Source organism: Embleya sp. NPDC055664, assembly GCF_053618075.1.
The window spans coordinates 1-26,589 of the sequence record NZ_JBSHGZ010000028.1 but is presented as its reverse complement, the minus strand read 5'-3'; the positions used below and the strand labels follow the sequence as shown (position 1 = coordinate 26,589).

The following is a 26,589-nucleotide window of genomic DNA, read 5'->3' as shown; positions in this document are numbered from 1 at the left end:
CGGGACTTCCCGTGGCCTCCCGTGGACAGTTTGCGAACCACGTGGTTCACTTTTTTGAGGGTGAACGGCGAACGGTGCACGCTGTGTGATGCCGGAGGGGAAGACCATGGCCCACAAGGAAGTTCGGCTGTCGGTAGGCACGATCGGGTACGAGGACACCGGTGGCGACGGCCCCACGGTCGTGCTGCTGCACGGCTTCCTGATGGATTCGTCGTTGTGGGACGAGGTGATCGCCGCGCTGTCCGTCGACCACCGCTGCGTGGCGCCCACCCTGCCGCTCGGCGCGCACCGGCATGCGATGTCCGCCGACGCCGACCTGTCGTTGCCCGGAGTGGCCGCGCTGGTGGGCGAGTTCCTGGACACGCTCGACCTGAGCGAGGTCACCCTGGTCGGCGTCGACACCGGCGGCGCGCTCGTGCAACTGCTGATCGCCGGCGGAAACACGGCCCGGGTGGGGCGGGTCGTGCTCGCCTCGTGTGATGCCTTCGACAACTTTCCGCCCGGGCTCACCGGCCGGACGCTCGTGCGCGCCGGTAAACTCCCGCCGCGTCTGTTCGGGCTCTTCATGCAGCAGATGCGGCTGCGCCCGATACGCCGACTCCCGCTCGCCTTCGGGTGGTTGACCAAGCGGGGCGACGCCGCCACCGCCCGCTGGGCGGCGCCGATCCTGTCCCGGCCCGAGATCCGCCGCGACGCGGTGCGCATGTTGCGCGCGGCCGGCGCGGACACCGACCTCCTGCTCGCGGCGGCGCAGCGCCTGCCCGACTTCGACCGCCCGGCCCTCGTGGTCTGGGCGAGCGCCGACCGGGTCATGCCCCCGGAGCACGGCCACCGCCTCGCCGAACTCCTGCCCGGGGGACGGCTGGTCGAGATCGACGACAGCTACACCCTCATCCCCCTCGACCGCCCTGCGGAACTGGCCCGAGTCGTCCGGGAGTTCACCCGCGCGACCGATCCGGCCCGGTAGCCGGAGCCGGATCCGGAACCGGTCCGCGCTACCGGCGGCCCGCCGCCGAATCCCCGTCGGCCCGCCGTCGATGGAAGGTCCGGCGATACGCGTCGGGCGGTACGCCCACCGTGCGGTTGAAGTGGCGGCGCAGGGTGGCCGCGGTGCCCATGCCGGTGGCCTCGGCGACGGCGTCCACGCTGTCGTCCGTGGTCTCCAGCAACTCCTGGGCCCGGTGGATGCGTTGGATCAGCAGCCACTGCAACGGGGTGGTGCCCGTCACCGACCGGAAGTGCCGGCCCAGGTGACGCGAGCTCATGTTGGCCCGGCGGGCCAGGTCCTCCACCGTCAAGGGTTGGTCCAGCCGGCCGGCCGCCCAGCCGAGCAGTTCGCCGAGCGGGTGGTCGGGCTGTTCGGGTACCGGGGTGGCGACGAACTGGGCCTGGCCGCCCGGTCGGTGGGGTGCCACCACCAGCCGGCGGGCGATCGCGTTGGCGACCGTCGAGCCGTGGTCGAGGCGGATCATGTGCAGGCTCAGATCCATCGCGGCGGCCTTGCCGGCCGAGGTGAGCACGCTGCCGTTGTCGACGTACAGCACGTCCGGGTCCACCTCGACCTCGGGATAGCGTTCGGCCAGGGCCTCGGTGTGGGCCCAGTGGGTGGTGGCGCGCCGCCCGTCGAGCAGCCCCGCGGCGGCCAGGACGAAGGCGCCCGTGCAGAGCGAGGCCACCCGCGCGCCGGCCTCGTGGGCCGCGCGCACCGCGTCGACGAGGTCTGCCGGCGGGTCGGTGTCCACATCGGCCCAGCCGGGGACGATCACCGTGTCGGCGCCGGCGAGCCGGTCGAGGCCGCCGTCCGGTTCGAGCAGGAAACGCCCGTCGACCCGCACCGGACCGGCCCCGCAGACGACGACGTCGTACCAGTGCTCGACGCGGGCTGCGGGCGCGGCCGGTGCCGGTGCCGGTGACCCGAAGATCTCGTGGGCCAGGGCCAGTTCGAAATGCAGGATGCCGTCGGCGACGGCTATCGCGACTGTGCTCACGTCCGGAAGTGTACGCATCATGTCGTTCCGGACGCTCGCCCGGCCGGTCGGGTACTCGACACGATGTCCGGGTCGATCAGGCGGACCGGGGCGACCGGCGCGATCGGACGGCCCCGCTATCGAGAGAGAAGTGACATGCGCGCCATCAGTCAGGACGTTCTGGGTGATCCGGCGGTATTGCGGGAGGTGGAGCTGGAGCGGCCGGTGCCCGGCCCGAGCGAGGTGCTGGTCCGCGTGTGCGCGGCGGGGGTGAATCCGACCGACTGGATCCACCGGGCCACCGGCCTGATCCTGGGCCGGCCGCCGTTCGTACTCGGCTGGGAGGTGTCGGGCGTGGTCGAGGCGGTCGGCCTGGGCGTAGCCATTCACCGACCGGGCGACGAGGTGTTCGGCATGCTGAGGTACCCGTACGGGAACGGGGCGCACGCCGAATACGCGGTCGCCGCTGCCCGCCACTTGGTGCGCAAGCCCGCGAATCTCGATCACGTCCGCGCCGCCGCACTGCCGCTGGGTGCGACCACCGCGTGGCAGGCCCTGGTCGATGTCGGGGAACTGCGGGCCGGGCAGCGGGTGTTGATCCATGCCGCCGCCGGCGGGGTCGGTCACCTGGCGGTACAGATCGCCAAGGCGCGCGGCGCGTACGTCATCGGTACGGCGAGCGGGCCCAAGCACGACTTCGTCCGGGCGCTCGGCGCCGACGAGGTGATCGACTACACCACGACCGACTTCGCCGAGGTGGTGCGGGACGTGGACGTGGTCCTGGACGGCGTCGGCGGCGAGTACGGGCCGCGCTCGTTGCCGACGCTGCGCCCGGGCGGCATCCTGGTCGCGATCGTCAACCACGTGCGGGACCTGGACGTCGGGCGATACCGGGTCCGGGCCGCGGAGATGCTGGTCGAGGCCGATCACGCGGCCATGCGGGAGATCGCGGCGCTGGTCGAGGCGGGTCGCCTTCGCCCCGAACTGGACTCGGTGTTCCCCCTGTCGGCCGCCGCCGAGGCGCACGCGCGCGGCGAATCGGGCCGGGTCGCCGGGAAGATCGTGCTGACCCTCTGAGGGGGGATCGAAGACACGCCAGGGCGTGTCTTCGATCTCCCGTCGGGCTCCGCGGCGTGAGCGCAGCGAGGAGCCCGAAGGGCGGATGCCGTGTATCGGCGTGCCGGAGAAGCAGGTGCACAGTGGTTCTATTCGCCTGTTTCTCCGGGGCGGCCAGGTGCGGTGCCGGGCGTCGTGGAGCTCGGCGGGAGATTGAAGACACGCCCTAGGGTCGCGGCTCGCTGTACCAGCGCCACGAGGTGCGGCGGGGGTGGCCGGGCAGGTCGCCTCGGCCGGTGGCCCACAGGAGGGTGGGCCAGGGGTCGGTGTCCTGCGGGACGTCCGGGAAGATCCGGGCGATCACTCGTGCGCACAGGTCGGCGGGCGGGGTCCAGGGCAGGCCCAGGCCGTCGGCCAGGTCGTACGTGTGCACCACGGTCTCCACGATGCCCATCGCCGCGCTGCCCTCGGGGTCCGCGTCGCCGAAGGTGTGGTGGGCGCGCACGCTCGGCGGCGTGGTCCGCACCATGGACGCCAGCAGGGCGCCGGTCACCTCCAGGACCTGCAACAGCCCGCCGGGGCCGGCCGCGCGGTCCGCGTGGATCGCGTTCGCCGGGCCGCCCGGGCGGCGGCTCTCCCAGACGAAGGGCACGTTGGCGGTCAACGGCGGGGTGCGCAGGCCCAGTTGGGCGGCATACGCGAAGAGGTCGTCGTTCAGGTGCTCGACCGTCTCCCAGCGGGTCCACTCCAGCGAACCGGCCCGGTCGTCCCAGGCGGTCGCCGGCGCCTCGCGGAGCGCGGCCACCGCGAGCCGGACGGCCAGGTCCAGGTCGTCCGCGGTCACGGGCCCGGGCGAGGCGGGCGCCGCCGGTTCGGGCGTGGGGTCGGAGGCGGCGGCTCGCGGCGAATCATGCATGGCAGGACCGTACCGCCACCGCCCACCGCCCACCGCCCACCGCCCACCGCCCACGCTCCCCACCGCGGATATGTCCGGCGCTGTAGTCTCCATGCACGTGTAGTACTACAGGTGGAGTGGTTTTATGGTGCGCAGGAATGACGAGCGGAGGGCGGCGCTGGTCGATGCCGCCATCGAGGTGCTCGCCAAGGAGGGGGCTCGGGGGCTCACCTTTCGGGCGGTCGATGTCGAGGCGCGGGTACCGACCGGTACCGCCTCCAACTACTTCACGAGCCGCGACGACCTGCTCACCCAGGCCGGTGCCCGGGTCTACGAGCGACTACAGCCCGGCGAGGAGATCATCGCGCGACACCGCGCGAGCACGCCGGACCGGGAGACGTACACCGTGTTGATGCGCGAGGTCGTCGACCGCGTCAGCGCCTTTCGCACCGGCTACCTGGCCCTGCTCGAACTGCGCCTGGAGGCCACCCGGCGGCCGGAGTTGCGCACGGTGCTGACCGAGCGGGTCCGGGCCGACGTGGCGGCCAACGTGAGCTACCACGAGCAATCCGGCCTGCCCGGCGACGCCACCGCGGTCCGCCTCCTGTACCTGGCGTTCAACTGGCTCATCGTCGAACAGCTCACGCTGCCGGACGTGTTCTCCCCGGCCGAACGCGACGGCCTCGTCGCGGCGGCGGTCGAACGCATCGTGGGAGCGTGATGGCGCCGGCGGTGGTTCGGGCGTGACGTCCGTCCCGCACCGGTCGTTGGTCCGGGCACAGGTGTGTGTCGGAGCGCGGGTCGCCCCCGCCGGTCCGCCGCGCGCCGGCGCCGTCGCGCGCCCAGGGCGATCGCCCGCAGGCGCCCCGGAAGCACCCGGATCGACCATGGGGAGACCGACACGTGAGCGACCACCGCCACAACGCCATCGCCTACGCCGCCATCATCCTCGAACGCGCGGACGGGGCGGTGTTGTTCATGGAGCGCAAGGACACCGGCTTCGCCGACGGCCTGCTCGCGCTCCCGGGCGGCCTGGTCGACCCCGGTGAACTCCTCATCGAGGCGTGCGCCCGCGAGACCAGGGAGGAGATCGCCACCGACGTGGCCACGGCCGACCTGCGCACGGCCTACGTTTCGCAGGTGCTCGGCGACACCGGCGCACCGGTGATCGGCTGGTACTTCCACACCGCGGCCTGGACCGGCGACCCCACCAACGCCGAACCCGACCAGTGCGCCCGCCTGGCCTGGCTCGACCCCACCGACCTCCCGCCGGACGTGGAACCCACCGACGCCACGGCGGTGACCGCCTGGCACACCAAGGGCCACCCGACCGCCTGGTCCTGAGCGCCGCCGCCTCCCGCGTGTCTACCGCTCGGCCGCGCGGGCGGACGCACCGGGACCGACCAGGCCGGACTCGTAGGCGGCGATCACCAGTTGCGCCCGGTCGCGGGCGCCCAGTTTCATCAGCAGGCGACCCACGTGGGTCTTCACCGTGGACGCGCTCACGTGCAGGTATTCGGTGATCTCCGGGTTGGACAGCCCGCGACCGATCAGGGTCAGCACCTCGCGCTCGCGGTCGGTCAGGCCCGCGTCCCGGCCGGAGTTCGGTCGCTGTCGCGGCTCGGGGCGGGCGGCGAACTCGGCGATCAGGCGGCGGGTGATGCCCGGTGCGATCAGCGCGTCGCCCGCCGCGACGATCCGGATGGCGGTGAGGAGTTCGGCCGGCGGCGTCTCCTTCAGCAGGAAGCCGCTCGCGCCCGCGCGCAGCGCCGCGTACACGTACTCGTCGAGGTCGAACGTGGTCAGGATGAGCACGCGGGTATCGCACGTGTCGGGCGAGGCGGTGATCCGCCGGGTGGCCTCCAGGCCGTCCATGCCGGGCATCCGAATGTCCATCAGGACCACGTCCGGGCGGGCGGCGCGGACCAGTTCGAGGGCATGGGCGCCGTCGGCGGCCTCGCCGACCGCGGCCAGATCCGGCGCGGCGTCGATCAACAGGTGCAACGCCCCCCGCAGCAGCGCCTGATCGTCGGCGACCAGCACCCGGATCGGCTCCCCCGTCACCGCGCACCCTCCTCGATCGGCAACCGGGCGCCGACCCGGAACCCGGCCCCGTCCGCCCGCGGCCCCGCGTCGAACTCGCCGCCGTAGGCCGCCACCCGCTCACGCATCCCGATCAGCCCGTGCCCCGGCACCGCCGCCGGACCGCCGCGTCCCGAGTCGACCACGTCGAGCGCGATCTCCCGTTCGGTGTAGCGCAGTTCGACCGAACAGCGGTCCACCCCCGCATGCCTGATCACGTTGGTCAATGCCTCCTGGACGATCCGGTACGCGGCCAGTTCGATGCCCGCCGGCAGATCCCGGCGCTCACCGAGCACCGTGAAATCGACGCCCAGCCCGGCCGCCGCCGCGTCCCGGACGAGCGTATCGAGCGCGGCCAACGTCGGCGCGGGCGCCAACTCCGGGTCCTGCGGCGTGCCGTCCGCGTCACGCAACATGCCGAGCAGCCGGCGCATGTCGCGCAGCGCGGTCCGCCCGGTCGCCTCGATCGAGCCCAGCGCCCGGATCGCCTCCTCCGGCCGCTCGGCGCCCACGTAGTGCGCCACGCCCGCCTGCACGGTGATCAGGCTCATGCTGTGCGCGACCACGTCGTGCAGTTCGCGGGCGATCCGCAACCGCTCCTCGGCCGCCTGCTCCCCGGCCCGCCGTTCCGCCTCCTCCCGCCCCTGCCGCTCGGCCTGCCGGCGCAGCGCCCGCGCGTACTCGCGCCGCGAGCGGGCGCTGGTCCCCAGCGTCCAGGCCAGGATCGACGGATACAGCGGGATCGGCGCCGCCACGAACCCCACCGCGACCGCGACCGTACCCAGACACCACACGGCCGGCCGGTTCCGGGCGGTGAGCGCCGCCATGTACAGGGTGAGCGCGGTCGCGAAGCCGACCGCCGCCTTCAGCCCGAGCCCGCGCAGACATGCCTCCGCCACCAGCGCCGCGGTGAGCGCGGTGATCGGGTACACCCGGCGCACCGCGACGGCGCCGGCGATGACCAGCACCAGCAGCGCGATCGCGATCCAGGTCGCCGAGCCGAGCCGGCCCTCGGCGTCCGGCCGCAGCGTGACGAGCGAACTCGCCAACGCCAACGCGACGAGCACGTCGATGACCAGCCAGTGCATGGGGCGCAGCCGCTGGGTGAGCGGCGGGCGCGGTTCGTCGACCACGTTCGGACCCTAGCCACGTGACGGGCGCGCCCGCATCGGCCCACGGGGTCGGCCCGGCGATCCCCCCACGGGTGGATCACGACCGGTCGACCGCGGCCCGGGCCGACCCCGGTACCGCGCCGGAAAACGCCTCCCGGCCCGACGACCGGCGGGGCCCGCGCGCGAGAACTTGGGCGACGTCCGCCGCTCCGCGTCGAAAGGCAGCCCCCGTGTTGAAGGCTTCGTTGCGTGGATTCCTCGCGCACAAGGGTCGAATGGTGTTGTCCGCGGTGGCGATCACCCTCTCGGTCGCATTCGTCACCGGCACGCTGATGTTCGTCGACACGGTCTCCGCTGTGTTCGCCGACCTGGCCCGGTCGACCTCGGCCGATGTGACCGTCACGCCCCGGACCGAGGTCAAGGCGATCCGGCTGGTCCGCGCGGGGCGCACGCCGACCGTGCCGGCGGCGCTGGTGGAGCGGGTTCGCGGCGTCGAGGGCGTGGCCGCCGTGCACGGCGACGTGGTGGCCCGGGACGTGCCCGTCGTCGACGGGGACGGGGATCAGGTCGGGGTGGTCTCGGATCCGGAGACGGCGGTCGCCGGGTGGTGTGCGTGTGCCCACGCGCCGGTACGACTGACCTCGGGTCACGAACCGCACGGCCCGAACGAGGCGGTCCTGGACGCCGAGTCGGCGCGGGTGAGCCGGATCCGGCTGGGTGACCGGCTGCGGCTGAGCCCGTCGACCGGCACGTTCGAGGTCACCGTGGTCGGCATCGCCGGCTATCGGGTGCGGGCCACCGGCGACACCCTCGTCTTCGTCGACCCGGAGACCGCCGCCGCCCGACTCCTCGGCAGGCCGGACGTGGTCACGGCGGTCTCCGTCACGGCGGTGCCGGGCGTACCGGACACCGTGCTGCGCGATCGTGTCACCGCCGCGCTCGACCCCGAGGGCGCCGGTTCGCCGGCGCTCGACATCCGCACCCGCGCCCAAACCGGCGCCGCCGCCGTCGGGGAACTCGGCCGCGCGTTGGACGTGGTCCGCTACGGCCTGCTCGGCTTCGCGCTGCTGACCATGGCGATCGGGATGTTCCTGATCTTCAACACCTTCTCCATGCTCGTCGCCCAACGCACCCGCGAAATCGGCCTGTTGCGCGCGCTCGGCGCCTCCCGCGCGGACGTGCACCGGTCGGTGCTCACCGAGGCGGCGGTGCTCGGCCTGCTCGGCTCGACCCTCGGCCTGGGCACCGGCTACGCGTTGGCCACCGGACTGACCGCACTGCTCGGCGCGGTCGGTGTGCAGACCTCGGGCATCGACCTGGCTTTCGCACCGACCACCCCCGTGGTCGGCTACACCGTCGGCACCCTCGCCACGGTCCTCGCCGCATACCGCCCCGCACGCCGCGCGAGTCGAGTGGCGCCGATGGCCGCCCTGCGCGCCGTGGACGCGCCGCAGGAACCGCCGCGTCGGCGCGCCCTCCGCGGTGGCGTCGTCCTCGCCCTCGGAGCCGCCGCGGTGGCCGGCGGCAACCTTGCCCTGCTCGCGCTCGGCGGCGCGCTGACCCTGCTCGGGGTCGTCCTGCTCGGCCCGATCCTCGCCCGCCGATTGATCCCGGCGCTCTGCGCCCCGTACACCCGACCGTTCGGTGCCGTGGGCCGGCTCGGCCGGGACAACGCGCTGCGCAACCCGCGCCGGACCGGGGCCACCGCCGGCGCACTGATGATCGGTGTCGCACTGGTCGCCGCGGTCGGCGTGGCCGTGTCCTCGATGACCGCGTCGTTCGACGCGACCTTCGACCGCACGTTCCGCGCCGACCTGATGCTCTCCGGCAAGCCGGCGCTGTCCGCGCGCACCGCGAGCGACGCGCGGGCCGTACCGGGTGTGGCGAGCACGGTGCGCACCCGTAGGGTGGACGTGCGGATCACCGCCCACGAGCACACCGAGCAGCTCGAACTCGACGGCGCCGACCCGGGGGTCGGCGGCCTGCTCGGCCACACCTACGGCCGCGGCACCGAGGCGGCCGGATTGGCGCCCGGCGCCATCGTGCTCGACGCCCGCTACGCCCGACGCCGCGGTCTGGCGGTCGGCGACCCGGTCGTGGTGCGGGCCGTGGCCGGCGAGACCCGCACGCTGCGGGTCGGCGGGCTGCGCACGGATCGGCCGGCGGGCACGGGCGGCGACGTGAACCCGATGGTCGGCCTGGACACCCTGGCCGAGCTGGCGCCGGACGTGCGGGACGAGACGGTCTACCTGGCCGCGACACCCGGTACCGATACGGCGGTGCTGCGCGCGGCGGTGAAGGCGGCGACCTCGGCCGAGCAGGGCGTGGCGGTGCGTACCCGGGCCGACTACCGGGAGAGCCGCAAGGGCGCTCTGGGCACGATGGTGGCCCTGGCGTACGGACTGCTGTCGCTGACCATCGTGATCGCGGTCCTGGGTGTGGTGAACACCCTCGTGTTGTCCGTGGTCGAACGCACCCGGGAGATTGCGATGTTGCGCGCCCTGGGCCTGACCCGCAGGCAGGTGCGCCGGATGATCCGCCTCGAATCGGTGACCATCGCGATGTACGGCGCGACCCTGGGCCTGGCGCTCGGTCTCGGCTGGGGCCTCGGCGTGACCCGTTGGATGGCCCACGACGGCAGCGTGACGGTGGTCGCCGTGCCGTGGCCGACGATCGCCGCGGTGATCGTCGGCGCGACCCTCGCGGGCCTGGCCGCGGCGACGCTCCCGGCCCGGCGCGCGGCCCGCCTGGACATCCCTGCGGCGATCGCGGATTAGCTCGGGCCCAGGCCCGCGCGGAAGGCGGTGATCACCAGTTGTACGCGGTCGCGGGCGCCGAGTTTGGTGAGCAGGTGGCCCACGTGGGTCTTGGTGGTGCCCTCGGTGATGTGCAGGCGGCGAGCGATCTCGGGGTTGGTGTGGCCCTCGGCGATCAGGACCAGGACCTCGTGTTCGCGCGCGGTGATCCCGGGCAGCGTCGTGGGCCGGGCCGGCTCGCCGCTCCCGCTCGGGTCCGGGCGACCGGCGAACTCGGCGATCAGGCGCCGGGTCACACTCGGCGCGAGCAGCGCCTCGCCGGCGGCGACCACCCGGATCGCGGCCAACAGGTCCTCCGGCGCGGTGTCCTTGAGCAGGAACCCGCTCGCGCCGCCGCGCAGCGCCTCGTAGATGTGCTCGTCGAGGTCGAACATGGTCAGGATGAGCACCCGCACGCCCGGCACGCCCGCCGGACCGCCCGCGCCGGTGATCAGCCGGGTGGCCTCCAGGCCGTCCATGCCCGGCATCCGGATGTCCATCAGCACCACGTCCGGCCGCTCCCGCCGGGCGAGTTCGACCGCGGCCGTCCCGGTGCCCGCCTCGCCGACCACGGTGAAGCCCGGCGCCACCTCGACGATCCCGCGAAACCCCGCGCGCACCAGTGCCTGATCGTCGGCGACCAGCACCCGGACGCTCATGCGACACGCTCGCGCAGCGGCAACACCGCGGTCACCCGGAAGCCGCGCCCCGGCAGCGGACCGGCGGTGAACTCCCCGTCGTACAGTCCGACCCGCTCGCGCATCCCGGCCAGGCCGTGTCCGTAGGGGAGTTCGTCCGGCCATCCGTGCCCCGGCCCGACGCCGTCGTCGGTGACCTCGATCGCCAGCGCGTCCCCGCGATAGTCCACGGTGACCGTCGCGTTCGCGGTGCGCGCGTGCCGGGCGATGTTGGTCAGCGCCTCCTGGACGATCCGGTACGCGGACAACTCCACACCGGGCGGCAACTCGCGCGGTTCGCCGAGCACGGCCGATTCCACCCGCAGACCCGCCTCCGCGCTGCGGTCGAGCAGCGCGGGCAGATCGGCCAACCCCGGCGCGGGAAGCCGGTCGGCCGGGCCGTCCGCGCGCAACACCCCGAGCAGGCCGCGCATTTCGCGGATCGTCTCGCCGCTGATGCGCCGGATCGCCGCCAACGCCTCCCGGGCCTCCTCCGGCCGTCGGTCGAGCACGAAACCACCGTATCCGGCCTGCACGTTGACCACTCCCAGGCTGTGCGCGATCACGTCGTGCAACTCCCGCGCCAGCCGCAGCCGTTCCTCCGCGAACTCGGACCGGGCCAGTTCCGCGTGATGCTCGCGCAGCGCTGCGGCGTACGCGCGCTGCCGGCCGACCGCGTAGCCCACCGCGCCCGCGATGCCGACGAACAGCGGCGTCAACCACGCGTTGCGCCGCAGGTCGTCGGAACCGAACAACCACGGCACCGCGCCCAACAGGCCGAGCCCGAGCACGCCGATCGCCGCGCGCGGCGGGTACGTCACCGCCGCGCTGTAGACCACCGCCATCGAGACCAGCACCACGAACGGCCCGCCCACGTACAGCGCGATCGTGGTCTCGCCGGCCACGGCCACCACGACCGCCCAGCTCGCGACCACCACCGCCGTCGCGAGCGCGGGCCGGAACCGGCGCAGCACCAGCGCGCCGGCCAATACGCCGACGCCGACCAGGGCGACGCACAGTTGAACCCGGTCCGGCTCCGGGTAGCCGCGTCCGTGCGGGTCGTGGTGGTGGTAGGCGTCCAGCACGCGCAGCACCGCGATCGACGCCCCGACCAGGGCCACGAGCACGTCGAGCGCAACCCGGTGCTCGGCGCGCAGCCGCTTGGTGAATGGACGCGACGGCTCCGATCCCATGCCTGTGATGCCTGTCATGCCGTCGAGGGTGGCACGCCGGCCGCCGCCGCCCATCGCCCGGCGGACCTATGACCACGGTCGTAGTCGAACCCCGATCCCGGCCGCGCGCTCCGGCCACGGTCCGATGACCGCCCACCGGCGACCCGACACGGTGGAGGACGTATCGCCGGCGGCACCGGGACGGGCCGGCCGGCCGACGCGGATCCGGGAGACGAGATGATCGAAGTGCGCGGGCTCACCAAGAGATACGGCGCACGCGTGGCCGTGGACGATGTCACCTTCACCGTCGAACCGGGACGGGTGACCGGCTTCCTCGGCCCGAACGGGGCGGGCAAGTCCACCATCATGCGGATGATCCTGGGCCTGGCCGCGCCCACCGCGGGTCATGCCCTGGTGGACGGGCGGCCCTACCGTGCGTTCGACCGGCCGCTGCGCCGGGTCGGGGCGTTGCTGGACGCGGATGCGGTGCCGGCCGGGCGCAGCGCGTACCACCACCTGGCGAGCATCGCCGCGAGCAACGACATCGCGCGCGGCCGGGTACACGAGGTATTGGACCTGGTCGGGCTGCGTGCCGCGGCCCGGCGTCGGGCGGGCGGATTCTCGCTGGGCATGCGGCAGCGGCTGGGCATCGCGATGGCGCTCCTCGGCGACCCGCCGGTGTTGTTGCTGGACGAGCCGGTGAACGGGCTCGACCCGGACGGGATCCGGTGGATCCGCACGCTGATGCGGGAGTTGGCGGCCGAGGGGCGCACGGTGTTCGTGGCCGGCCACCTGATGAGCGAGATGGCGCTGACCGCCGACCACGTGATCGTGCTGGGTCGGGGGCGGGTGATCGTGGACACCGAGATGGCCGAGTTCGTGCGCGACGGGGCGCGGGGGGATGTACTGGTCCGGTCCCCACACGGGCCGCGGTTGGCGGCGTTGCTCACCGCGCGGGGCGCGACGGTGACGGTCGAGCCGGACGGGGCGCTCGCGGTCGAGGGGTTGGCGTACTCGCGGATCGGCGAACTGGCCGCGGCGGAGGGCCTGGTGATTCACGAACTGGCGGCCCGGCAGGGGTCGTTGGAGGAGGCGTATCTGCGGATCACCGAGCCGGAAGCGGTGCACCGGGCGGCCGACGGGGTGCGGAACGGGGCGGGCGCGTGAGCCGGGTGCCGATTCCGCGCGGGGTGTTGGCAGCCGAGTGGATCAAGCTGCGCACGCTGCGGTCGACGTATCTCACCGTGCTGGTGTCCGCCGTCGCGGCGCTCGGACTCGGCGCGTTCGACCTGGGCAACCTGGTCGCGGACTGGGACGGGATGTCGGCGGAGCGGCGGGCCGCGTTCGACCCGGTCCGGTTCGGATTCAGCGGCGGCTACTACGTGGTGGTGCTCGCGGTGGGCACGCTCGGGGTGTTGACGGCGAGTTCGGAGTACGGGTCGGGGCTGATCCGGACCACGTTCACCGCGGTACCGAGGCGGCGGCGGGTGTTCGCGGCCAAGGTGGTGGTCGTCGGCGCGGCCACGCTCGTCCTGGGGGAGGTGATCGCCTTCGCCACCTACTTCGTGGGGCAGGCGATCCTGGCGGACAAGGACCTGGAGGTGGGGCTCGGCGCGCCGCACGTGCTGCGGGCGGTGCTCGCGACGGGTGCGTTCGTGACGGTGTTGGCGCTGATCGGGCTGGCGCTCGGGGTGGTCGTCCGGCATACGGCGGGGGCGATCGCGGCGCTGTTCGGGCTGTTCTTCGTGGCGCCGATGGTTACCGGGGCGGCGGGGGACCGGGTGCGGAACGGCACCCTGCAACAGGCGTTCCAGGCGTTGAGCAGTACGACCGGGGCGGATGCCGCCGGGCGGCCGTCCACGGTGACGGCGGTGGTGGTGTGCCTGGTGTGGGTCGGCGTCGCGGTGGCGGTCGCGGCGTGGGTGATCGAGCGGCGGGACGTGTGAGGGTGGGTTCGTCGGCCTGGGCGGGCTCGATGGCCGCGTCGGTCGCGTCGACCTCGGTGGCCTCGGGGTGACATGCGCGTGGCCGTCCGACCGGGGGTTCCGGGTCGGACGGCCAGGTGCGGCGGGTGGGGCTGTGGCTGCCGGGGAGCGGGCGTTGTGCGCTGGGGTTACCGTGCAGTTTGCCGCGTGCGCTGCCATGCAGCTTGCCATGCGGATCGCCGTGCGATGTACCGTGCAGGCTTCCATGCAATTCACCATGCAGTTAGCCATGCAGCTCGCCATGCAGCTCGCCATGCAAGTACCAGGTCAGAGGCACTTTTGATGCTCGGGAGCAAGGCTTTCAGCGAGCCTTGTTGAACACCCTGCGCGCCCACACATAACCGACCAGGGTGGCGCCGAGGCACCAGGCGAGGGCGATGATCGCGTTGTTGCCGATCTCGGTGCCGAGGAGCAGGCCCCGGAGGGTTTCGATGATCGGGGTGAACGGCTGGTACTCGGCGAACCAGCGCAATCCGGTGGGCATCGAATCCGTCGGGACGATCGCGCTGCCGAGGAACGGCAGGAACGTCATCGGCATCGGGATGTTGCTCGCGGTCTCCACGTTCTTGGCGACCAGACCGATACCGGCCGAGATCCAGGTCAGGGCCAGCGTCAACAGCGTGAGCAGGCCCATCGCGGCGAGCCATTCGAGTGCCGTGGCGTTCGGCCGGAAGCCGACGGCGAGTGCGGTGGCGATCACCAGGGCCAGGCTGACCAGGGTCTGGATCACGCTGCCGACGACGTGTCCGGTCAGGAACGCCGCCCGGGAGACGGACATCGTGCGGAACCGGTTGACGATGCCCTCGGTCATGTCGACGCAGACCGAGATCGCCGTGGCCAGGGCCCCGGAGGTGGCCGCCATCAGGATGATGCCGGGGGCCACGTAGTCGATGTACTTCGTCTTGCCGGTGGGGGAGTCGGCGATCCCGGCGCCGATGGCGTTGCCGAAGGCGTAGTTGAACAGCAGCAGCATGACGATCGGCATCGCGACCACGGAGACGGTCACCGAGGGATAGCGCAGGGCGTGTCGCAGGTTGCGGCGCAACATGGTCGCCGAGTCGGTGACCGCGTAGGACAGGGTGCTCATCGCGGGTTTTCCTTCCGGGAGTCCGGAACGCGGTCGCCCTGCGGCCGGCCGGTGAGGGTGAGGAAGACGTCGTCCAGGTCGGGGGTGTGCACGGTCAGTTCCTCGGCGGGGATCGACGCCGAGTCGAGCGTGTCGAGAATGGTGCGCAGGGTGGGGATGCCGGGGTCGCACGGGATGTTCAGGGTGAGCGTGTCGTCGTTGCGGCTGGTGGCCCGGAAGAGGTCGGCGGCGGCGTCGAGCCGGTGCGCGTCGGCGAAGCGGAGGCGGATGTGCGCGCCGGGGATGCGCCGCTTGAGTTCGTCGGCGGTGCCCTCGGCGATCAACGTGCCGTGGTCCAGGACCGCGATCCGGTCGGCGAGTTCGTCGGCCTCGTCCAGGTACTGCGTGGTGAGCAGGATGGTGACGCCGCGGTCGGTGACCAGGTCGCGGATGATCCCCCACATGATCCGTCGGCTGCGCGGATCGAGGCCGGTGGTCGGCTCGTCGAGGAAGATCACCCGGGGGTTGCCGACCAGGGTCATCGCCAGGTCGAGCTTGCGTCGCATGCCGCCGGAGAAGGTGGCCACCGGGGTGTGCGCGTCCTCGGTGAGGTCGAAGCGGGCGAGCAGGTCGTCGGCCCGGCGGCGGCCCTCGCGCCGGCCGAGGTGCTGCAGGTCCGCCATCAGGATCAGGTTCTCCCGGGCGGTGAGGAGGTTGTCCACCGCGGCGAACTGGCCGGTGACGCCGATGGATCGGCGTACTCCGTCGGCCGCGCCGGTCAGGTCGTGTCCGGCGATCTCGGCCCGGCCGGCGTCCGCGGTGATCAGGGTGGACAGGATTTGTACGGTCGTGGTCTTGCCCGCGCCGTTGGGTCCGAGCAGGGCGAAGACGGTGCCCTCGGGGATGTGCAGGTCGATGCCGTCCAGCACCTTCTTGTCGCCGTAGGACTTGGTCAGGCCGGTGGCGCTGATCGCGAGGGTGCGGTTGCGGGTGGCGGTGGTCGTGGTCGTGGTCATGGCGATCGTGTCCCTTGGGTCGTGGCTCGTCGATTCAGGCGCGGCGGATCACGATGTGGCCCATCGAGGTGCGGGCGTGCACCTCGACGGTCTGCTCGGTGGCGACGGGCCCCTGGGCGGCGTCGAGGGAGTTGCGCACGCTGCCCATCCGGGTCCGTACGTCGAGCCAGGCCGCGGTGGACTCGCGGATGCCGACCTCCAGGTCACCGGAGCCGGACTGGAGGTGTACCCGGCCGCGGGCGACCTCGTCGAGGCGGATCGTGCCGTTGGCGCACTTGGCGTCGACGTCGGAGTGCGCGATGCCCACGGTGATCCGGCCGTTGGCCGAGCCGACCTGCAGGCGACCGGCGACCTCGCGGATCGTGGTGTCGCCGTTGGCGTTCCTGAGCGTCGCGGTGCCGCCGACGGTACCGATCTCGATCCGGCCGGCGGCGCTCACCTCGGCGTCGCCGACGACGTGGTCCGCGTGGATGGCGCCGTGGTCGGTGTGGGCGTCCAGGGTCGCGGCGGAGTCGATCCGGAGGGTGCCGACCGAGGTCCTGAGCCGGCAGTCGCCGAGCGGCCCGGTGCAGGTGAAGTCGGCCAGCGGCGTGGTGCCGTGCAGGTCGGAGCCGGCCGGCAACTCGACGACGATGTCCACCGAGCCGGACTTGCCGAACGGCGAGCGCTTCCTGGGCCCCTTCACCAGCAGCCTGCCGTCGGTGCAGGTGACGGTGGTCTGTTCCGCCGTGTGTACGTCGAGCTCGTCCCGGTCGTTGACGGGCCGGACCTCGACGAGCGTGTCGGTGCGCTTGCTCGCGGTGATCCGGACCACGCCGATGTCGAACTCGAGGGTGGCGGTGATGGGTTCGGGCGTGGCGAAAGCAGGCATGGCGGTGCCGTCCTCATGGCTCGATGTGAGGTGGTGCGAGTGGGGGTGACTCGGTGGTGTGGTGTCGCCCGGCGCCGGCGCCGGCCCCGGTTAGCGGGCCCAGCCCGTGTAGCCCTGGCGGCCGCGGTGGCGGTGCGGGCCGGGGGCGGGGGCGGGGGAGCGCGGGATGTCGGGCTCCGTGGCACCGGCGACCGCGCGGACCAGCCAGGCGTTGACCGACAGGCCCGCGAGTCCGGCGGTCTCCTCGACCCTGGCCTTGAGGTGGGCGGGGAGGCGGAAGTTGATCCGGGCCATCCCGCCCTCGTCCCCGTCCGGCGCCGTGAGTGGCGCCATCGGTGCGGCCTTCGGCGCCGGCTCGTCCGCTTCCGGCGCCGCGTACGCCTCGTACGCCTCCTGTGGCGGTGGCGTCGTCACCACGAACTCGGGGTCGAGGCCGCGCAGGCGGATGTCCACGGAGCCCGGCGCCAGCTCGCTGGTGACCTCGGCCATGGCTGCGGACAGGGCGTTCATGAGGGTGAGCCGGACGGCCGACTCCAGCGGAGCGGTCAGCCGTTCGGCCACGTCCAGAGCCTCGGGACCGCCTGCGGCAGCGGCGATGGCGAGTTCCCGACGAAGGTTGTCGACGTACGGTGTGAGGTTCATGACGTCATCATGGCACATTCATGGCGTCATGGCGAGCCAATGGCGCCATGAATGCGCCAGGAGCACGTCATTGCTGGCGCCCTCCAGCCCTGACCAGCCCAAACACGTCCGCCCGGAGCCGATGGCTCCGGGCGGGGTCGTGCGATGTGGCGGGGCGAATGGGGGTGGTCAGGATGTGGCGTTCGGCTCGCCCTCGTCGATGATCGAGATGGCGCGGGCCGGGCACATGCTCACGGCGCTGCGGACGTGCGCTCGGAGTGCGTCCGCCGGGCGGCCCTCGTAGACGAGGAAATCGTCGTCGTCGAAGGAGAACACGTCGGGTGCGGCGAACACGCACTGGCCGTGGCTCTCGCACAGGTTCATGTCGACGGTGATGCGCATGGTTCGACTCCCTGGACGGGCGGGTTGAAGCGGGAGGCTTGTGGGGCGCTCCAGCGCAGCGGGACGGCGTCGGGGATCTCCACCACGTCCGTGACGGTGAACTCGACAAGACGCTGCGCGCCGGGGATTCGGGCGATCTCGTCGTGGTCCCAGAGGGTGCGGGTCGTACCGGACAGGTGCAGGGACGTACCGCTGTCCCAGCCGGGGATCAACAGCTCGGCCACCGGCCGCAGTTCGAGATTGCCCAGGGTCAGGAACATGGCGTTGCCGACGTAGTCCGGCCAGCGCAACACGGTCGGGGACAACACCTCCACGAAGCCCGGGTTGCCGCCTCGGTGCGAGGCGTCGGTGTTGCCGAATTCGTCGGCGGTGGCCACGAAGAACGTGTCGGCGGCACGCAGGGTCTGTTGCTGGGCCGGGGTGAGTGCGGTGCCCCGGGTGACCGCGCGATTGGCTTGCGGCTGTCCGGAGTTGGGGTCTCGGAGGATGCGATAGTCGCGTTTTTGGATGTACTTCGGGCAGTTGGCGATGACCTGGTCGGGTACTACGCGCAGGCCGCCGGGCACCGGCGTGGAGCGGCCGTTGATCCGCATCCTGCGTCGGGACGCCGGCTCGATGGCGATCATCCCCACCTGGGCCGGCTCGCCGAGGAGGTCCGCGAGCGGGTCCTCGGCGAGCGGCAGTGCGTCGATGGTGAGCGTGTGCGGGTCGGGGGTGGACAGGAAGCCGGGCTCGCCGGTCAGTTGTGAGCACCAGATCCGGCCGGCCGCGTCCGCGCCGCCGACGATGATCATGGGTTGTGCGGCGAGGAATGCCGCGGCGACCGGCGGGATGGCGTCCCCGATTCCGCCGAGCGAGTGCGAGGCCTGGCGGGTGAGGTGGGCGCGATCCTGTACCGCGCGTTCCCCGCGGTGGTAGTCGGTTGCCACGACATTGCCTCCGGATCTGCGGTGTGCGGTGTTGGGGCGTGGTGCGCTTGGTGGGGGTGCTGCGCGGGGTCTAGAAGAAGCCGCAGGTCGGTGCGCCGGTGGTGGGGGCGTCGGCCGGGTCGGCGCCGGACGGGGCGTAGATCTCCAGGCGGATGCCGTCCGGGTCGGTGAAGAAGATCCCGCCGGAGGTGCCGTGCTCGCCGTGCGGGACGACGCCTTCGTAGTCGAAGTGCGCGTCGAGGCCGCGCAGGACCTGTTCGGCGGCCTTCACCTCGTCGATGGTCTCCACCTGGAAGGACAGGTGGTGCAACCCGGGACGCCGGGTCGGGAACGTGCCCTCGCTCTGCTGCCACAGCGTGATCAGGAGCTTGCCGTCCCGCCCGAGGAAGGCGAAGCGGCGACCCTCCTCGTTGCCCTCGGCCACTACCTCGACCTCCAGGACCGCCCGGTAGAAGGCCACGGAACGGTCGAGGTCGGTGACGTTCAGTCCGACGTGGCCGGTCTGAAGTGTCTTGAGGTTGCCCATCGTTGCTCCTTGTTTCGGCTCGACGCGACGCGACGTGACGCAGCGCCGGATGCTCGGCACTCGGGGCGAGCACCGTCTATCTAATGATTACACACTTTCTTATCCATTAGAAAGTGAGAACAGACCAATCCCACGGTCTGTGGACCGTGGGATTGGTTGCGGGTCTGCGGATCAGTCCATCGGAGGCTGGGGCTCACGACCGCCGTCGGGGTGGTTGAGCGCGGCGAACTGCACCCGACGCCCCAACGCCGTGAAGCCGTAAGTCAGTTGCTCGTAGTGCTCGTGCTGTTCCTCGAGTTGCCTGGTCACCTGCACGGTGCCCGGTCGCCACGCCGCCCCGAGATCGGGCGTCGAGCCGGGCGCGGCGCCGGACGCGGATTCCGCTGTCGAGGCCGCCTCCGGGAAGACCATCGCGGTGTACGTGGTTCCGGGTACCCGGGGGTCCGAGGCGCGCGGGTAGACGATGAAGTCCCAGGACTCGGCGCCTCCGGTCGCCACCCCCGGATCACGCAACAGCAGGGCGTACGCCGGTGGTCGCCGCCAGACCTGGAGCGGGGCCAGCACCGCGAGGTCGTGGCTCACCGCGCGCCATCGCGCCGCCGGGCGCCCGACATGGTGCAGGTCGGAGAACAGTTCCCGGCGCAGCTTGGCGTAGGGCGGTGCGATCGCGGCCAGGCCCTCGGCCGCATCCGCCACATCCATCCGGCTGTCGCAGTGGTCGATGCTGTTCTTCCGAGCGCCGAGTTCGCTCCGTATCGATGCGTGCAGCACGGCGTCGAGTGCACCTAGGGGGTAGGCGTCCTCGGCGGACTCCGCGGTGAACAGTCCGGCCTCGTACAACCCCCGATAGCGCGCACCCAGATCCATGTCGACGCTCTCCCCACACTCGGTCGCGGTTGTCCGGTCAGGATAGGACGATCGTCCCGACGGGATGCGATGCGGTCGGGCGTGGGTCAGCGACCGAGTTGGGTGTACGTCTTGAACGTGTACAACCCGTCCAGGGTGACCGAGTTGGTGCCGCCGGGCGACGGCAGGCCGTTGCGCTGATTCAGCACCGTGCCGAGCGGGCCGCAACCGCCGGCGGCGGGGATGGCGACCGTGTTGTCCCACAGGGTGCCCTTGAGGATGGGCGGGTCCTTGGAGATCCACTCGTTGGGGCCCTTGCGCATCATGGTCAGCCGGATCGGCTGCTCGGCGGTGCCGATCGAGCAGTCCTTCGGCAGCAGCGGGCCGCTCAGGGCCAGGGTCACGTCCAGGCCGCCGGCCGAGGTGCCGTGCGAGAGGAAGTCGAACCAACCGCCGTATTTCGTCTCGACGTTCATCCCGAGCAGTGGCGCACGCTCGGGGAGGCCGGGGACGCCGAGCAGGCCGCCGGTGGTCGGGCTCGGGGTCGCGTGCAGCGCGCCGAAGACCTGACCCGTGGTGCCGTCGGGCAGCGGGCCCTCGGCGTGCGTGATGGTCATCGGGCGAATCGGGACGACGATCCCGCCCAGCCGCATCTCCCCGGTGGCGACGTGTACTTCGCAGCGCCACTTGTCGGGATCCGCACCGGCGGGCAGCGTCGGACAGTCGCCGAAGTCGAAGGTGGGGAGTGCGGCGGCGGACGGGGTCGCGCGGTCCTTCGTCGGGGCCTCGGCGAGTGCCGGCGCGGTGGTCAACGCCACTGCGCCGAGGGCCAGTCCGGCACAGGCGGCAAGCCTGGTGAAGGTGCGGTTTCTCCTGCGGTCCATGGTGGTCGTTCCCCCTGGGGTGTTGCGAACGTTTCCGTTCGGCAATGGCCGAACCCCCACGAAGGTAGGGAAGTTCGACCCCCACCCGGAATCCGGCGACCCCCAGGCCGGGCACTGGGGGCAGCCCCAACACCGGGGCGGGGGTTACCGGCCCGGGGCGGCGATCGGCGTTTGGCGGTGGACTCGCCGGGCACGAACCGTTCGGGCTCAGGCGATGCGCTTGTAGTAGAAGGTGCAGTCCCGCAACTTCCCGGTCGGGTCGGTCGCATAGTCCGGGACCACGCCGTATCGGGTCCAGCCGGCCGTTCGGTACAGGTGGTCGGCGGTGCTCTCGGTTTCGGTGTCGAGCAGGAGCAGGCGGCTTCCGGCGTCGGCGGCGCCCTGTTCGGCGGTGCGCAGCAGGGCCCGGCCGAGTCCGTGGCCCCGGGCGTCGCCGTGGACCATGAGCTTGACCACCTCGGCCCGGTGCCGGCTGTTCGGTTTCTGCTCCAGGACGAGACTCACCGTGCCGGCCACGCCGTTGGGCCCCCGGGCGACCCACACCCGGCGGCTGCCGTCGGCCACGGCGGAGTCCAGGGACCGCCACCAGGCCGCCGCCGCGGCGTGGTCGAACGGGGCGACGAAGCCGACGGAGAAGCCGCCGGCGACCACGTCGACGAGGAGGTCGGCCAGGTTCGCGATGCCGGTGCGGAAGTCGTCTACGGTCAGTCGGGTGATGGTGTGCAAGGCGGCTCTCCGTCAGGGCAGTACGATCAGCAGGGCGTAGCGGACCGGTTCGGATCCCGGGTTGCGAAAGCGTGTACGGTCCCACGACCGGTAGCGCAGGCAGTCGCCGGCACCCACCTCGTGTGCCCGACCGCCCGAGGTGACTTCCAGGACGCCGTCCAGCACCCAGATGTGGTGTTCGAGGCCGGGCAGGGACGGGCCGTCGTAGGCGATGTCCGCGCCCGGGCGCAGGGTGCCCTCGACGACCTCGCCGCGCAGGCTCGGATGCGGCGGGGACACCGATCGACGGGTGAAGCCCGAGGCCCGGTCCTGCCACACCTCCTGCCGGTCGGCGCGCACCAGTTGCGGCGGCTCCGACTCGACCTCGGCCAGCAACTGCGACATGGTCCGTTCGTACGCCGTGCACAACCGGCCGAGCAGCGCCGCCGTCGGGCTGATCTCGCCCCGCTCCAGCCGGGACAGGGTGGACCGGCTCACCTCCGTCCGCCGCCCCAACTCGTCCAGCGACCAGCCGCGTTCCAACCGGAGTTCGGCGAGCCGACCGGCCAGCCGTGCCTCGACCTGTGCGGCGGCGGCGCTGTTCGGCGGTGCCGCGTCCCCGTCTGCGGTGTCTCTCATATTCGAGACAGTATCCCGAATATGAGAGAGAATCCATGGTGGGGTCCGTCACGCCGACCGGCGCGGGGCCCCACGCGCGCTCAGCGGCCCCGGTGGCGACCCCGGGACGCGGGCGCCGGCACGGTGACGGCCGGCGCGGCGGCACCCTTCGCCGGCGGCCCGGGCCGCCCGTGATCGGCCGCGGCGAGCAGCGCGGCCAGTGCGGTGGTGACCGGGACCGAGGCGACCAGGCCGATGCTGCCGACCAGCGTGCGGGCGATCTCCTCCGCGACGATCTCGCTGGTGGCCACGTCCAGTACGTCCCGGCGCGCGATCGAGAACAGCAGCATCAGCGGCAACGCGGCGCCCGCGTAGGCCAGTACCAGCGTGTTGACCGTCGACGCGATGTGGTCACGGCCGATCCGGATGCCCGCCCGGTACAGCCGACGGGCCGTCATGGTCGGGTCGGCCTGCTTGAGTTCCCACACCGCCGAGGTCTGAGTGACCGTCACATCGTCGAGTACGCCCAGCGAACCGATGATGAAGCCGGCCAACAGCAGGCCGTGCAACTCGATGTGCGGATACAGCGCGTGTACGAGACCGGTCTCGTCGGAGGTGTTGCCGGTCAGGTGCGCCCACCCGATGAACAGCTTCCCCAACACGCCGATCAGGGCCACCGACACCAGCGTGCCGACCACCGCGACCGACGTGCGCGCGGATATGCCGTGACACAGGTACAGGGCCGTGAACATGATCGCGCTGCCGCCGACGACCGCAACCAGCAGCGGATCCGACCCGTGCAGGATGGCCGGGAGGATGAAGAAGGACAACACCGCGAAGCTGATCGCGAGCGCGATCAGGGCGGTCAGCCCACGCATCCGCCCGACCACGATCACCGCGACCGCGAACAGGCCCGCGAGCAGCAACATCGGTGGGCCGCGGTGGACGTCGATCACCGAATAGCGCAGGTCCTCCGGCGCGCTCGGGGCGTACGCGAGCACCACCCCCTGCCCGACCGAGAACCGGCGCAGTTGGTCCGGCCGGACCACCTCGGTGACCCGGCGGCCCTTGTCGGCGCCGGAGGTGATCTCGATGGTGGCGCGGCGGCAGTCGGCGGGCGGGGGCGCCGAGCCGGGCGCGTTGGTGGGTGGGGGCCAGGGGACGCCGCCGGGGGTGGCGTCCGACGGAGGAGCGGCGGCGCCGGTGGAGCCGGCCGGGTCGCCCGGGTGGCCATTGCCGGCGGCGAAGGCGTCGGCGTCCGCCTGGGCGCAGGGCAACTCCTCGACCTTGGTGACGCGCCCGTCCCGGGTCTCCTGGTCGAAGCCCACGCCCGTACGCGGATGCGTGGGCGTACCGCTGGGCCACAACACCACGAGGCCGACCACCACGGCGGCGGCGAACGGGATGAGTACGGCGGCCACCAGACGCCGCAGCCGGGTCGAGACGGGGGAGGCGGGGCCGTGCGCGTGACCGTGACCGTGGCCGTGGTTCGCCTGCGGTGGCGGATCGGGCGCGTGCCGGTCGCTCCCGTGGCTGCGCCGGCCGCGACCCGGTGGGTGGGTCGGGCCGCCGACGTCCTCGGGATCCTGGTGATCCGCTCGTGTCCTGTGCATGATGGCGAAGCCCTCCCGCCGATCCGGTCGACGCATCGACGTCCCCGGGGTCTCGGGTACCGGCGGGAAGCGTATCGGGCCGCGCGGCGGGATCCGGGAGCATCCGGCGGGATCACGGGGGGAGCAGTGGCGATGTGGGCCGTTCGGTCGTCGGCGCAAGCACCTTGCGGCGGATCGGGTACAGGCCGCAAGATTCTTGCCTGCCGATCGGACTCGGGTTCGATGCTTTGCGTGGGCAGCGCCGAGGACGGGAGCGTCGGGCATGGCCGAGATCGACAGCATCGACCACAACATCCTGCGCATGTTGCGGGAGGACGGGCGGCGCACCTTCTCCGAGATGGCCGGGCAGATCGGCCTGTCGGTCGCGGCGGTCAAGCGCCGGGTGGACCGGCTGCGCGAGGAGGGCGTGATCACCGGCTTCACCGTGCAGATCGACCACGCCAAGCTGGGCTGGGGTGTCGAGGCGTTCACCGAACTGCGCTACCCGGGCAGCATGCCGGTGAGCGAGATCGTGCGCACCGCCACGGACACCCCCGAGGTGCAGGCGGTGTACACGATCGCCGGCGACCCGGACGCGCTGATCCATGTCCGGGTCCGCGACATCACCCATCTGCAACAGGTGATCGACCACCTGCGCCGCAACGGAAACGTCACCGGCACCAAGACGCTGATGGTCCTGGGGTCGTGGACGAAGGAGCGCTGAGCCCCGGGGTCGCCGGGATTCCGGCCGAAATTCGGTTGAGGCGCCGCCTAGGGTTTGCCCATGAGCGAACGCACCTTCCGAATCACCGTCCGAGGCGCCTTCGACGCACTGGGCGAGGAGCAGCGGGCGGAACTGCTCGCCCGGGCCGCCGAGCACGACGTACTGCGGGCGGCCTTCACACCCGAGGGGCAGCTGACGTACGACCTGGCGGCGCGCCCGTTCTTCACCTTCCGCTTCGTCGACTCGGGCGAGGCGGAGGAGGACATCGTGCCGGCGACGGAGCGGGCGCTGGCCGCGGCGGAGCGGTGGCTGACCGACCGCGGCTACGGCCACAAGAACCTCCGGGCCCAAGCCGAAGACCTGTCCCAGGCCCCGCTGTCCAAGCGCCAACGCAGGGCCCGGGCAGCCGGCTAGACCGCTGTTGCCGACCCCGTCGAAAGGTCGTCGGAAAACCGGTGGATCGGCGGTGCCGTGCGCCGTTACCGTGCTGCCGACCTGTCCTCCAGGCAAGGAAGTGCCGTTGTACACCGTGTGAGATTCCCCGAGCGCTGTTGGTCGCGCGTCGCGCATCTGCGCCGCGCTGCTTCTTGCTGCGGTCTTCTCACTGGAACCGGTGTACACCTGTGCTCGAAACCTGGGTGGTCATGCCCACCCGCCTGCCCCTCGTGCTCCGCCGCTGCCACGGCTGCGCGGCCGAGCACCTGCGGGCGAACGGCAAATTCCGCGTCAACGCAAACCACAAGCTCATCGACGCCTGGCTCCTCGCGCTCTGTACCGCCTGCGGGGAAACGGCCAAGCTGACGGTCCTGGAGCGAGCGAACGTACGCTCCGTACGACCCGAGCTGCTCGATCGGCTACATGCCAACGACCTCGGCCTGGCGGCCGAACTGCTCCAGGATCCGCTCGTCCGGCACCGCAATCGCATCGCCCTCGACTGGACCGACGCCTGGCGCCTGGACACCGGCGGAACGGCTCACCCCGACCGCGAGGTGATCGAGGTCGCGGTCCGGTTCGCGGCACGGATACCCGTGCGGCCGGTACGTCTGATCGCCGAAGGTTGCGGCCTTCCCCGCGCCGAGGTCGAGCGACTGATCACGGACGGAAAGGTCGTCTCCGCGGTTCGACTGACCGGCAAACTCTCCGCCGACTTCACCTTCATGCTCAAACCCTGAACCCCTTGGGACGAGGGGCCGGTCCGGCAACTCCCGCCGGATGGGCCCCTAATAGGGCGTGTCTTCAATCTCCCGTCGGGCTCCGCGACGCCCGGCACCGCACCTGGCCGCCCCGGAGACAGGCAAATAGAACCACTGTGCACCTGCTTCTCCGGCACGCCGATGCACGGCATCCGCCCTTCGGGCTCCTCGCTGCGCTCACGCCGCGGAGCCCGACGGGAGATTGAAGACACGCCCTAGTCCTGGGGCGGGGTGGTCCGGGGGGCGAAGGGGAAGGACTCGCGTAGGGACCAGTTGCCGTCCTCGTCGCCGACCACCAGGTCGAGTCCGGCGACCCGGGCGGTGAGGGGCAGGCGGGTGGCGACCTCCGCGGCCAGGGCCCGCAGTTCCTCGGTGTCCTGGCCGAGGGCGACGGTCAGGTGCGGCCCGACGTCGTCCGGATCGTCGAGGTAGGCGCCGCCGTAGGGGAGGTAGTCCGGCCAGCGGTCGGTCACCGCCTCGATCAGGCGCAGCACCGGCTCCGCCGGATCGGGGGCCAGCCACAATCCGCGATGGAACTGCCCGATTCGCTCGAACACCAGCTCCATCGCCGGCTGCGCAGCGGCGATCGTGCCCAGTGCCTCCAGGTCCGCGGCGCCGATCTCCGTGGGCGGCAACCACGGGTACAACACGGTCACATGCGCCGGGATGCCCTCGGCGACGCGCGGGTCGTACCGCTCCCGCCAGGGCTCGACGACCTGTTCCACATCGGGAACCAGCAACACAAGCGCACTGACCACAAACCGCTCGCCCATCCCCGAAGTCTACGGTCCGACATCGGCCCCGTGGCCACAGGCACGCCCGGGTTCACGGCGCCGCGACCGCGGTGGACGCTTG

At 72.1% G+C, this 26,589-nt stretch carries 29 protein-coding genes; 10 read left to right on the top strand and 19 right to left on the bottom strand.

From position 1 onward, the window contains the following. The first annotated feature begins 106 nt into the window (after positions 1–106). Positions 107–967, top strand: a complete 861-nt coding sequence (locus tag ACWGR4_RS33860) for an alpha/beta fold hydrolase (RefSeq protein WP_380003926.1) — start codon at positions 107–109, stop codon at positions 965–967. 28 nt (positions 968–995) lie between these two features. Here ACWGR4_RS33860 and ACWGR4_RS33855 read toward each other — a convergent pair whose 3' ends face one another. Then, positions 996–2,006, bottom strand: coding sequence for a helix-turn-helix domain-containing protein (locus ACWGR4_RS33855; protein ID WP_452131835.1), 1,011 nt, complete (start codon positions 2,004–2,006; stop codon positions 996–998). Between the two features lie 117 nt (positions 2,007–2,123). On the opposite strand from ACWGR4_RS33855, the gene ACWGR4_RS33850 reads away from it, so the two are divergent. Then, positions 2,124–3,044 carry an NADP-dependent oxidoreductase gene (locus tag ACWGR4_RS33850; protein WP_380003924.1) on the top strand — a complete coding sequence of 307 codons (921 nt, stop codon included), beginning with the start codon at positions 2,124–2,126 and terminating at the stop codon, positions 3,042–3,044. Positions 3,045–3,249: 205 nt separating this feature from the next. On the opposite strand, the gene ACWGR4_RS33845 is transcribed toward ACWGR4_RS33850, so the two are convergent. Continuing rightward, positions 3,250–3,939 (bottom strand): hypothetical protein, encoded by a 690-nt coding sequence (locus ACWGR4_RS33845; RefSeq protein ID WP_452131812.1) that lies wholly within the window; start codon positions 3,937–3,939, stop codon positions 3,250–3,252. A 124-nt stretch (positions 3,940–4,063) separates the two neighbouring features. On the opposite strand from ACWGR4_RS33845, the gene ACWGR4_RS33840 reads away from it, so the two are divergent. Both ACWGR4_RS33840 and ACWGR4_RS33835 read left to right on the top strand, forming a co-directional pair. Next, on the top strand, positions 4,064–4,639 hold the full coding sequence (locus ACWGR4_RS33840) for a TetR/AcrR family transcriptional regulator (protein ID WP_380003922.1): 576 nt from the start codon (positions 4,064–4,066) through the stop codon (positions 4,637–4,639). Positions 4,640–4,821: 182 nt separating this feature from the next. Continuing rightward, a complete protein-coding gene (locus ACWGR4_RS33835) occupies positions 4,822–5,262 on the top strand; it encodes an NUDIX domain-containing protein (RefSeq protein ID WP_380003921.1) in 441 nt (146 codons plus the stop codon). 21 nt (positions 5,263–5,283) lie between these two features. Here ACWGR4_RS33835 and ACWGR4_RS33830 read toward each other — a convergent pair whose 3' ends face one another. Then, a complete protein-coding gene (locus tag ACWGR4_RS33830) occupies positions 5,284–5,982 on the bottom strand; it encodes a response regulator (protein ID WP_380003920.1) in 699 nt (232 codons plus the stop codon). Then, complete coding sequence (locus ACWGR4_RS33825) at positions 5,979–7,133, bottom strand: sensor histidine kinase (RefSeq protein WP_452131811.1); 1,155 nt, start codon at positions 7,131–7,133, stop codon at positions 5,979–5,981. The genes ACWGR4_RS33830 and ACWGR4_RS33825 overlap by 4 nt, the downstream gene beginning before the upstream one ends. A gap of 209 nt (positions 7,134–7,342) precedes the next feature. Between ACWGR4_RS33825 and ACWGR4_RS33820 the strand changes: the two genes are divergently transcribed. Beyond that, the gene (locus ACWGR4_RS33820; protein WP_452134290.1) at positions 7,343–9,889 is read left to right on the top strand and encodes an ABC transporter permease; all 2,547 of its coding nucleotides are present in this window, start codon (positions 7,343–7,345) and stop codon (positions 9,887–9,889) included. Here ACWGR4_RS33820 and ACWGR4_RS33815 read toward each other — a convergent pair. Both ACWGR4_RS33815 and ACWGR4_RS33810 read right to left on the bottom strand, forming a co-directional pair. Continuing rightward, positions 9,886–10,566 carry a response regulator gene (locus tag ACWGR4_RS33815; protein ID WP_452133482.1) on the bottom strand — a complete coding sequence of 227 codons (681 nt, stop codon included), beginning with the start codon at positions 10,564–10,566 and terminating at the stop codon, positions 9,886–9,888. The genes ACWGR4_RS33820 and ACWGR4_RS33815 overlap by 4 nt on opposite strands. Further along, positions 10,563–11,795 carry a sensor histidine kinase gene (locus ACWGR4_RS33810; RefSeq protein ID WP_452133481.1) on the bottom strand — a complete coding sequence of 411 codons (1,233 nt, stop codon included), beginning with the start codon at positions 11,793–11,795 and terminating at the stop codon, positions 10,563–10,565. Before ACWGR4_RS33810 ends, ACWGR4_RS33815 begins: the two co-directional genes overlap by 4 nt. Positions 11,796–11,993: 198 nt before the next feature. Here ACWGR4_RS33810 and ACWGR4_RS33805 point away from each other — a divergent pair, with 198 nt between their 5' ends. Both ACWGR4_RS33805 and ACWGR4_RS33800 read left to right on the top strand, forming a co-directional pair. Beyond that, the gene (locus ACWGR4_RS33805; RefSeq protein ID WP_452133480.1) at positions 11,994–12,923 is read left to right on the top strand and encodes an ABC transporter ATP-binding protein; all 930 of its coding nucleotides are present in this window, start codon (positions 11,994–11,996) and stop codon (positions 12,921–12,923) included. Further along, positions 12,920–13,702, top strand: coding sequence for an ABC transporter permease subunit (locus tag ACWGR4_RS33800; RefSeq protein ID WP_380003913.1), 783 nt, complete (start codon positions 12,920–12,922; stop codon positions 13,700–13,702). The genes ACWGR4_RS33805 and ACWGR4_RS33800 overlap by 4 nt, the downstream gene beginning before the upstream one ends. A gap of 340 nt (positions 13,703–14,042) precedes the next feature. On the opposite strand, the gene ACWGR4_RS33795 is transcribed toward ACWGR4_RS33800, so the two are convergent. The 12 genes from ACWGR4_RS33795 to ACWGR4_RS33740 all read right to left on the bottom strand — a co-directional run bounded on the left by ACWGR4_RS33795 (position 14,043) and on the right by ACWGR4_RS33740 (position 23,838). Further along, complete coding sequence (locus ACWGR4_RS33795) at positions 14,043–14,828, bottom strand: ABC transporter permease (protein WP_452133479.1); 786 nt, start codon at positions 14,826–14,828, stop codon at positions 14,043–14,045. Beyond that, the gene (locus ACWGR4_RS33790) at positions 14,825–15,823 is read right to left on the bottom strand and encodes an ATP-binding cassette domain-containing protein (RefSeq protein WP_452133478.1); all 999 of its coding nucleotides are present in this window, start codon (positions 15,821–15,823) and stop codon (positions 14,825–14,827) included. Before ACWGR4_RS33790 ends, ACWGR4_RS33795 begins: the two co-directional genes overlap by 4 nt. 34 nt (positions 15,824–15,857) lie before the next feature. Then, positions 15,858–16,694, bottom strand: a complete 837-nt coding sequence (locus tag ACWGR4_RS33785; protein WP_452133477.1) for a DUF4097 family beta strand repeat-containing protein — start codon at positions 16,692–16,694, stop codon at positions 15,858–15,860. Between the two features lie 90 nt (positions 16,695–16,784). Continuing rightward, positions 16,785–17,336, bottom strand: a complete 552-nt coding sequence (locus tag ACWGR4_RS33780) for a hypothetical protein (RefSeq protein ID WP_452133476.1) — start codon at positions 17,334–17,336, stop codon at positions 16,785–16,787. A gap of 168 nt (positions 17,337–17,504) precedes the next feature. Beyond that, positions 17,505–17,717 (bottom strand): ferredoxin, encoded by a 213-nt coding sequence (locus ACWGR4_RS33775; protein ID WP_452133475.1) that lies wholly within the window; start codon positions 17,715–17,717, stop codon positions 17,505–17,507. Next, positions 17,696–18,646, bottom strand: a complete 951-nt coding sequence (locus tag ACWGR4_RS33770; protein WP_452133474.1) for a pyridoxamine 5'-phosphate oxidase family protein — start codon at positions 18,644–18,646, stop codon at positions 17,696–17,698. Before ACWGR4_RS33770 ends, ACWGR4_RS33775 begins: the two co-directional genes overlap by 22 nt. Positions 18,647–18,716: 70 nt before the next feature. Next, entirely contained in the window at positions 18,717–19,172 is a 456-nt protein-coding gene (locus tag ACWGR4_RS33765; RefSeq protein WP_452133473.1) for a VOC family protein, read from the bottom strand. A gap of 171 nt (positions 19,173–19,343) precedes the next feature. Further along, a complete protein-coding gene (locus ACWGR4_RS33760; protein ID WP_452133472.1) occupies positions 19,344–20,039 on the bottom strand; it encodes a hypothetical protein in 696 nt (231 codons plus the stop codon). An 86-nt stretch (positions 20,040–20,125) separates the two neighbouring features. Next, the gene (locus ACWGR4_RS33755; RefSeq protein ID WP_380003904.1) at positions 20,126–20,902 is read right to left on the bottom strand and encodes a hypothetical protein; all 777 of its coding nucleotides are present in this window, start codon (positions 20,900–20,902) and stop codon (positions 20,126–20,128) included. A gap of 207 nt (positions 20,903–21,109) precedes the next feature. Further along, positions 21,110–21,628: a GNAT family N-acetyltransferase gene (locus ACWGR4_RS33750; protein ID WP_380003903.1), complete on the bottom strand. Its 519-nt coding sequence runs from the start codon at positions 21,626–21,628 to the stop codon at positions 21,110–21,112. Between the two features lie 12 nt (positions 21,629–21,640). Continuing rightward, the gene (locus ACWGR4_RS33745) at positions 21,641–22,246 is read right to left on the bottom strand and encodes a helix-turn-helix domain-containing protein (RefSeq protein WP_452133471.1); all 606 of its coding nucleotides are present in this window, start codon (positions 22,244–22,246) and stop codon (positions 21,641–21,643) included. An 80-nt stretch (positions 22,247–22,326) separates the two neighbouring features. Then, entirely contained in the window at positions 22,327–23,838 is a 1,512-nt protein-coding gene (locus ACWGR4_RS33740) for a YibE/F family protein (protein ID WP_452133470.1), read from the bottom strand. Positions 23,839–24,100: 262 nt separating this feature from the next. On the opposite strand from ACWGR4_RS33740, the gene ACWGR4_RS33735 reads away from it, so the two are divergent. The 3 genes from ACWGR4_RS33735 (at position 24,101) to ACWGR4_RS33725 (ending at position 25,713) form a co-directional block, all read left to right on the top strand. Next, a complete protein-coding gene (locus ACWGR4_RS33735) occupies positions 24,101–24,541 on the top strand; it encodes an Lrp/AsnC family transcriptional regulator (protein WP_126636947.1) in 441 nt (146 codons plus the stop codon). A 60-nt stretch (positions 24,542–24,601) separates the two neighbouring features. After that, entirely contained in the window at positions 24,602–24,955 is a 354-nt protein-coding gene (locus ACWGR4_RS33730) for a DUF6204 family protein (RefSeq protein WP_452133469.1), read from the top strand. Between the two features lie 230 nt (positions 24,956–25,185). Continuing rightward, positions 25,186–25,713, top strand: a complete 528-nt coding sequence (locus ACWGR4_RS33725) for a DUF1062 domain-containing protein (RefSeq protein WP_452133468.1) — start codon at positions 25,186–25,188, stop codon at positions 25,711–25,713. Positions 25,714–25,949: 236 nt separating this feature from the next. On the opposite strand, the gene ACWGR4_RS33720 is transcribed toward ACWGR4_RS33725, so the two are convergent. Continuing rightward, the gene (locus ACWGR4_RS33720; protein ID WP_380003543.1) at positions 25,950–26,507 is read right to left on the bottom strand and encodes a 2'-5' RNA ligase family protein; all 558 of its coding nucleotides are present in this window, start codon (positions 26,505–26,507) and stop codon (positions 25,950–25,952) included. Between the last annotated feature and the right edge of the window lie 82 nt (positions 26,508–26,589).

What these genes read in the sequence shown, in the direction of transcription:
- ACWGR4_RS33720 (WP_380003543.1), bottom strand. Translation starts at nt 26,507, where the DNA reads ATGGGCGAGCGGTTTGTGGTCAGTGCGCTTGTGTTGCTGGTTCCCGAT.
- ACWGR4_RS33860 (WP_380003926.1), top strand. Translation starts at nt 107, where the DNA reads ATGGCCCACAAGGAAGTTCGGCTGTCGGTAGGCACGATCGGGTACGAG.
- ACWGR4_RS33745 (WP_452133471.1), bottom strand. Translation starts at nt 22,246, where the DNA reads ATGAGAGACACCGCAGACGGGGACGCGGCACCGCCGAACAGCGCCGCC.
- ACWGR4_RS33805 (WP_452133480.1), top strand. Translation starts at nt 11,994, where the DNA reads ATGATCGAAGTGCGCGGGCTCACCAAGAGATACGGCGCACGCGTGGCC.
- ACWGR4_RS33730 (WP_452133469.1), top strand. Translation starts at nt 24,602, where the DNA reads ATGAGCGAACGCACCTTCCGAATCACCGTCCGAGGCGCCTTCGACGCA.
- ACWGR4_RS33815 (WP_452133482.1), bottom strand. Translation starts at nt 10,566, where the DNA reads ATGAGCGTCCGGGTGCTGGTCGCCGACGATCAGGCACTGGTGCGCGCG.
- ACWGR4_RS33790 (WP_452133478.1), bottom strand. Translation starts at nt 15,823, where the DNA reads ATGACCACGACCACGACCACCGCCACCCGCAACCGCACCCTCGCGATC.
- ACWGR4_RS33735 (WP_126636947.1), top strand. Translation starts at nt 24,101, where the DNA reads ATGGCCGAGATCGACAGCATCGACCACAACATCCTGCGCATGTTGCGG.
- ACWGR4_RS33775 (WP_452133475.1), bottom strand. Translation starts at nt 17,717, where the DNA reads ATGCGCATCACCGTCGACATGAACCTGTGCGAGAGCCACGGCCAGTGC.
- ACWGR4_RS33795 (WP_452133479.1), bottom strand. Translation starts at nt 14,828, where the DNA reads ATGAGCACCCTGTCCTACGCGGTCACCGACTCGGCGACCATGTTGCGC.
- ACWGR4_RS33760 (WP_452133472.1), bottom strand. Translation starts at nt 20,039, where the DNA reads ATGGATCTGGGTGCGCGCTATCGGGGGTTGTACGAGGCCGGACTGTTC.
- ACWGR4_RS33740 (WP_452133470.1), bottom strand. Translation starts at nt 23,838, where the DNA reads ATGCACAGGACACGAGCGGATCACCAGGATCCCGAGGACGTCGGCGGC.
- ACWGR4_RS33785 (WP_452133477.1), bottom strand. Translation starts at nt 16,694, where the DNA reads ATGCCTGCTTTCGCCACGCCCGAACCCATCACCGCCACCCTCGAGTTC.
- ACWGR4_RS33855 (WP_452131835.1), bottom strand. Translation starts at nt 2,006, where the DNA reads ATGCGTACACTTCCGGACGTGAGCACAGTCGCGATAGCCGTCGCCGAC.
- ACWGR4_RS33810 (WP_452133481.1), bottom strand. Translation starts at nt 11,795, where the DNA reads ATGACAGGCATCACAGGCATGGGATCGGAGCCGTCGCGTCCATTCACC.
- ACWGR4_RS33845 (WP_452131812.1), bottom strand. Translation starts at nt 3,939, where the DNA reads ATGCATGATTCGCCGCGAGCCGCCGCCTCCGACCCCACGCCCGAACCG.
- ACWGR4_RS33755 (WP_380003904.1), bottom strand. Translation starts at nt 20,902, where the DNA reads ATGGACCGCAGGAGAAACCGCACCTTCACCAGGCTTGCCGCCTGTGCC.
- ACWGR4_RS33840 (WP_380003922.1), top strand. Translation starts at nt 4,064, where the DNA reads ATGGTGCGCAGGAATGACGAGCGGAGGGCGGCGCTGGTCGATGCCGCC.
- ACWGR4_RS33850 (WP_380003924.1), top strand. Translation starts at nt 2,124, where the DNA reads ATGCGCGCCATCAGTCAGGACGTTCTGGGTGATCCGGCGGTATTGCGG.
- ACWGR4_RS33765 (WP_452133473.1), bottom strand. Translation starts at nt 19,172, where the DNA reads ATGGGCAACCTCAAGACACTTCAGACCGGCCACGTCGGACTGAACGTC.
- ACWGR4_RS33725 (WP_452133468.1), top strand. Translation starts at nt 25,186, where the DNA reads ATGCCCACCCGCCTGCCCCTCGTGCTCCGCCGCTGCCACGGCTGCGCG.
- ACWGR4_RS33780 (WP_452133476.1), bottom strand. Translation starts at nt 17,336, where the DNA reads ATGAACCTCACACCGTACGTCGACAACCTTCGTCGGGAACTCGCCATC.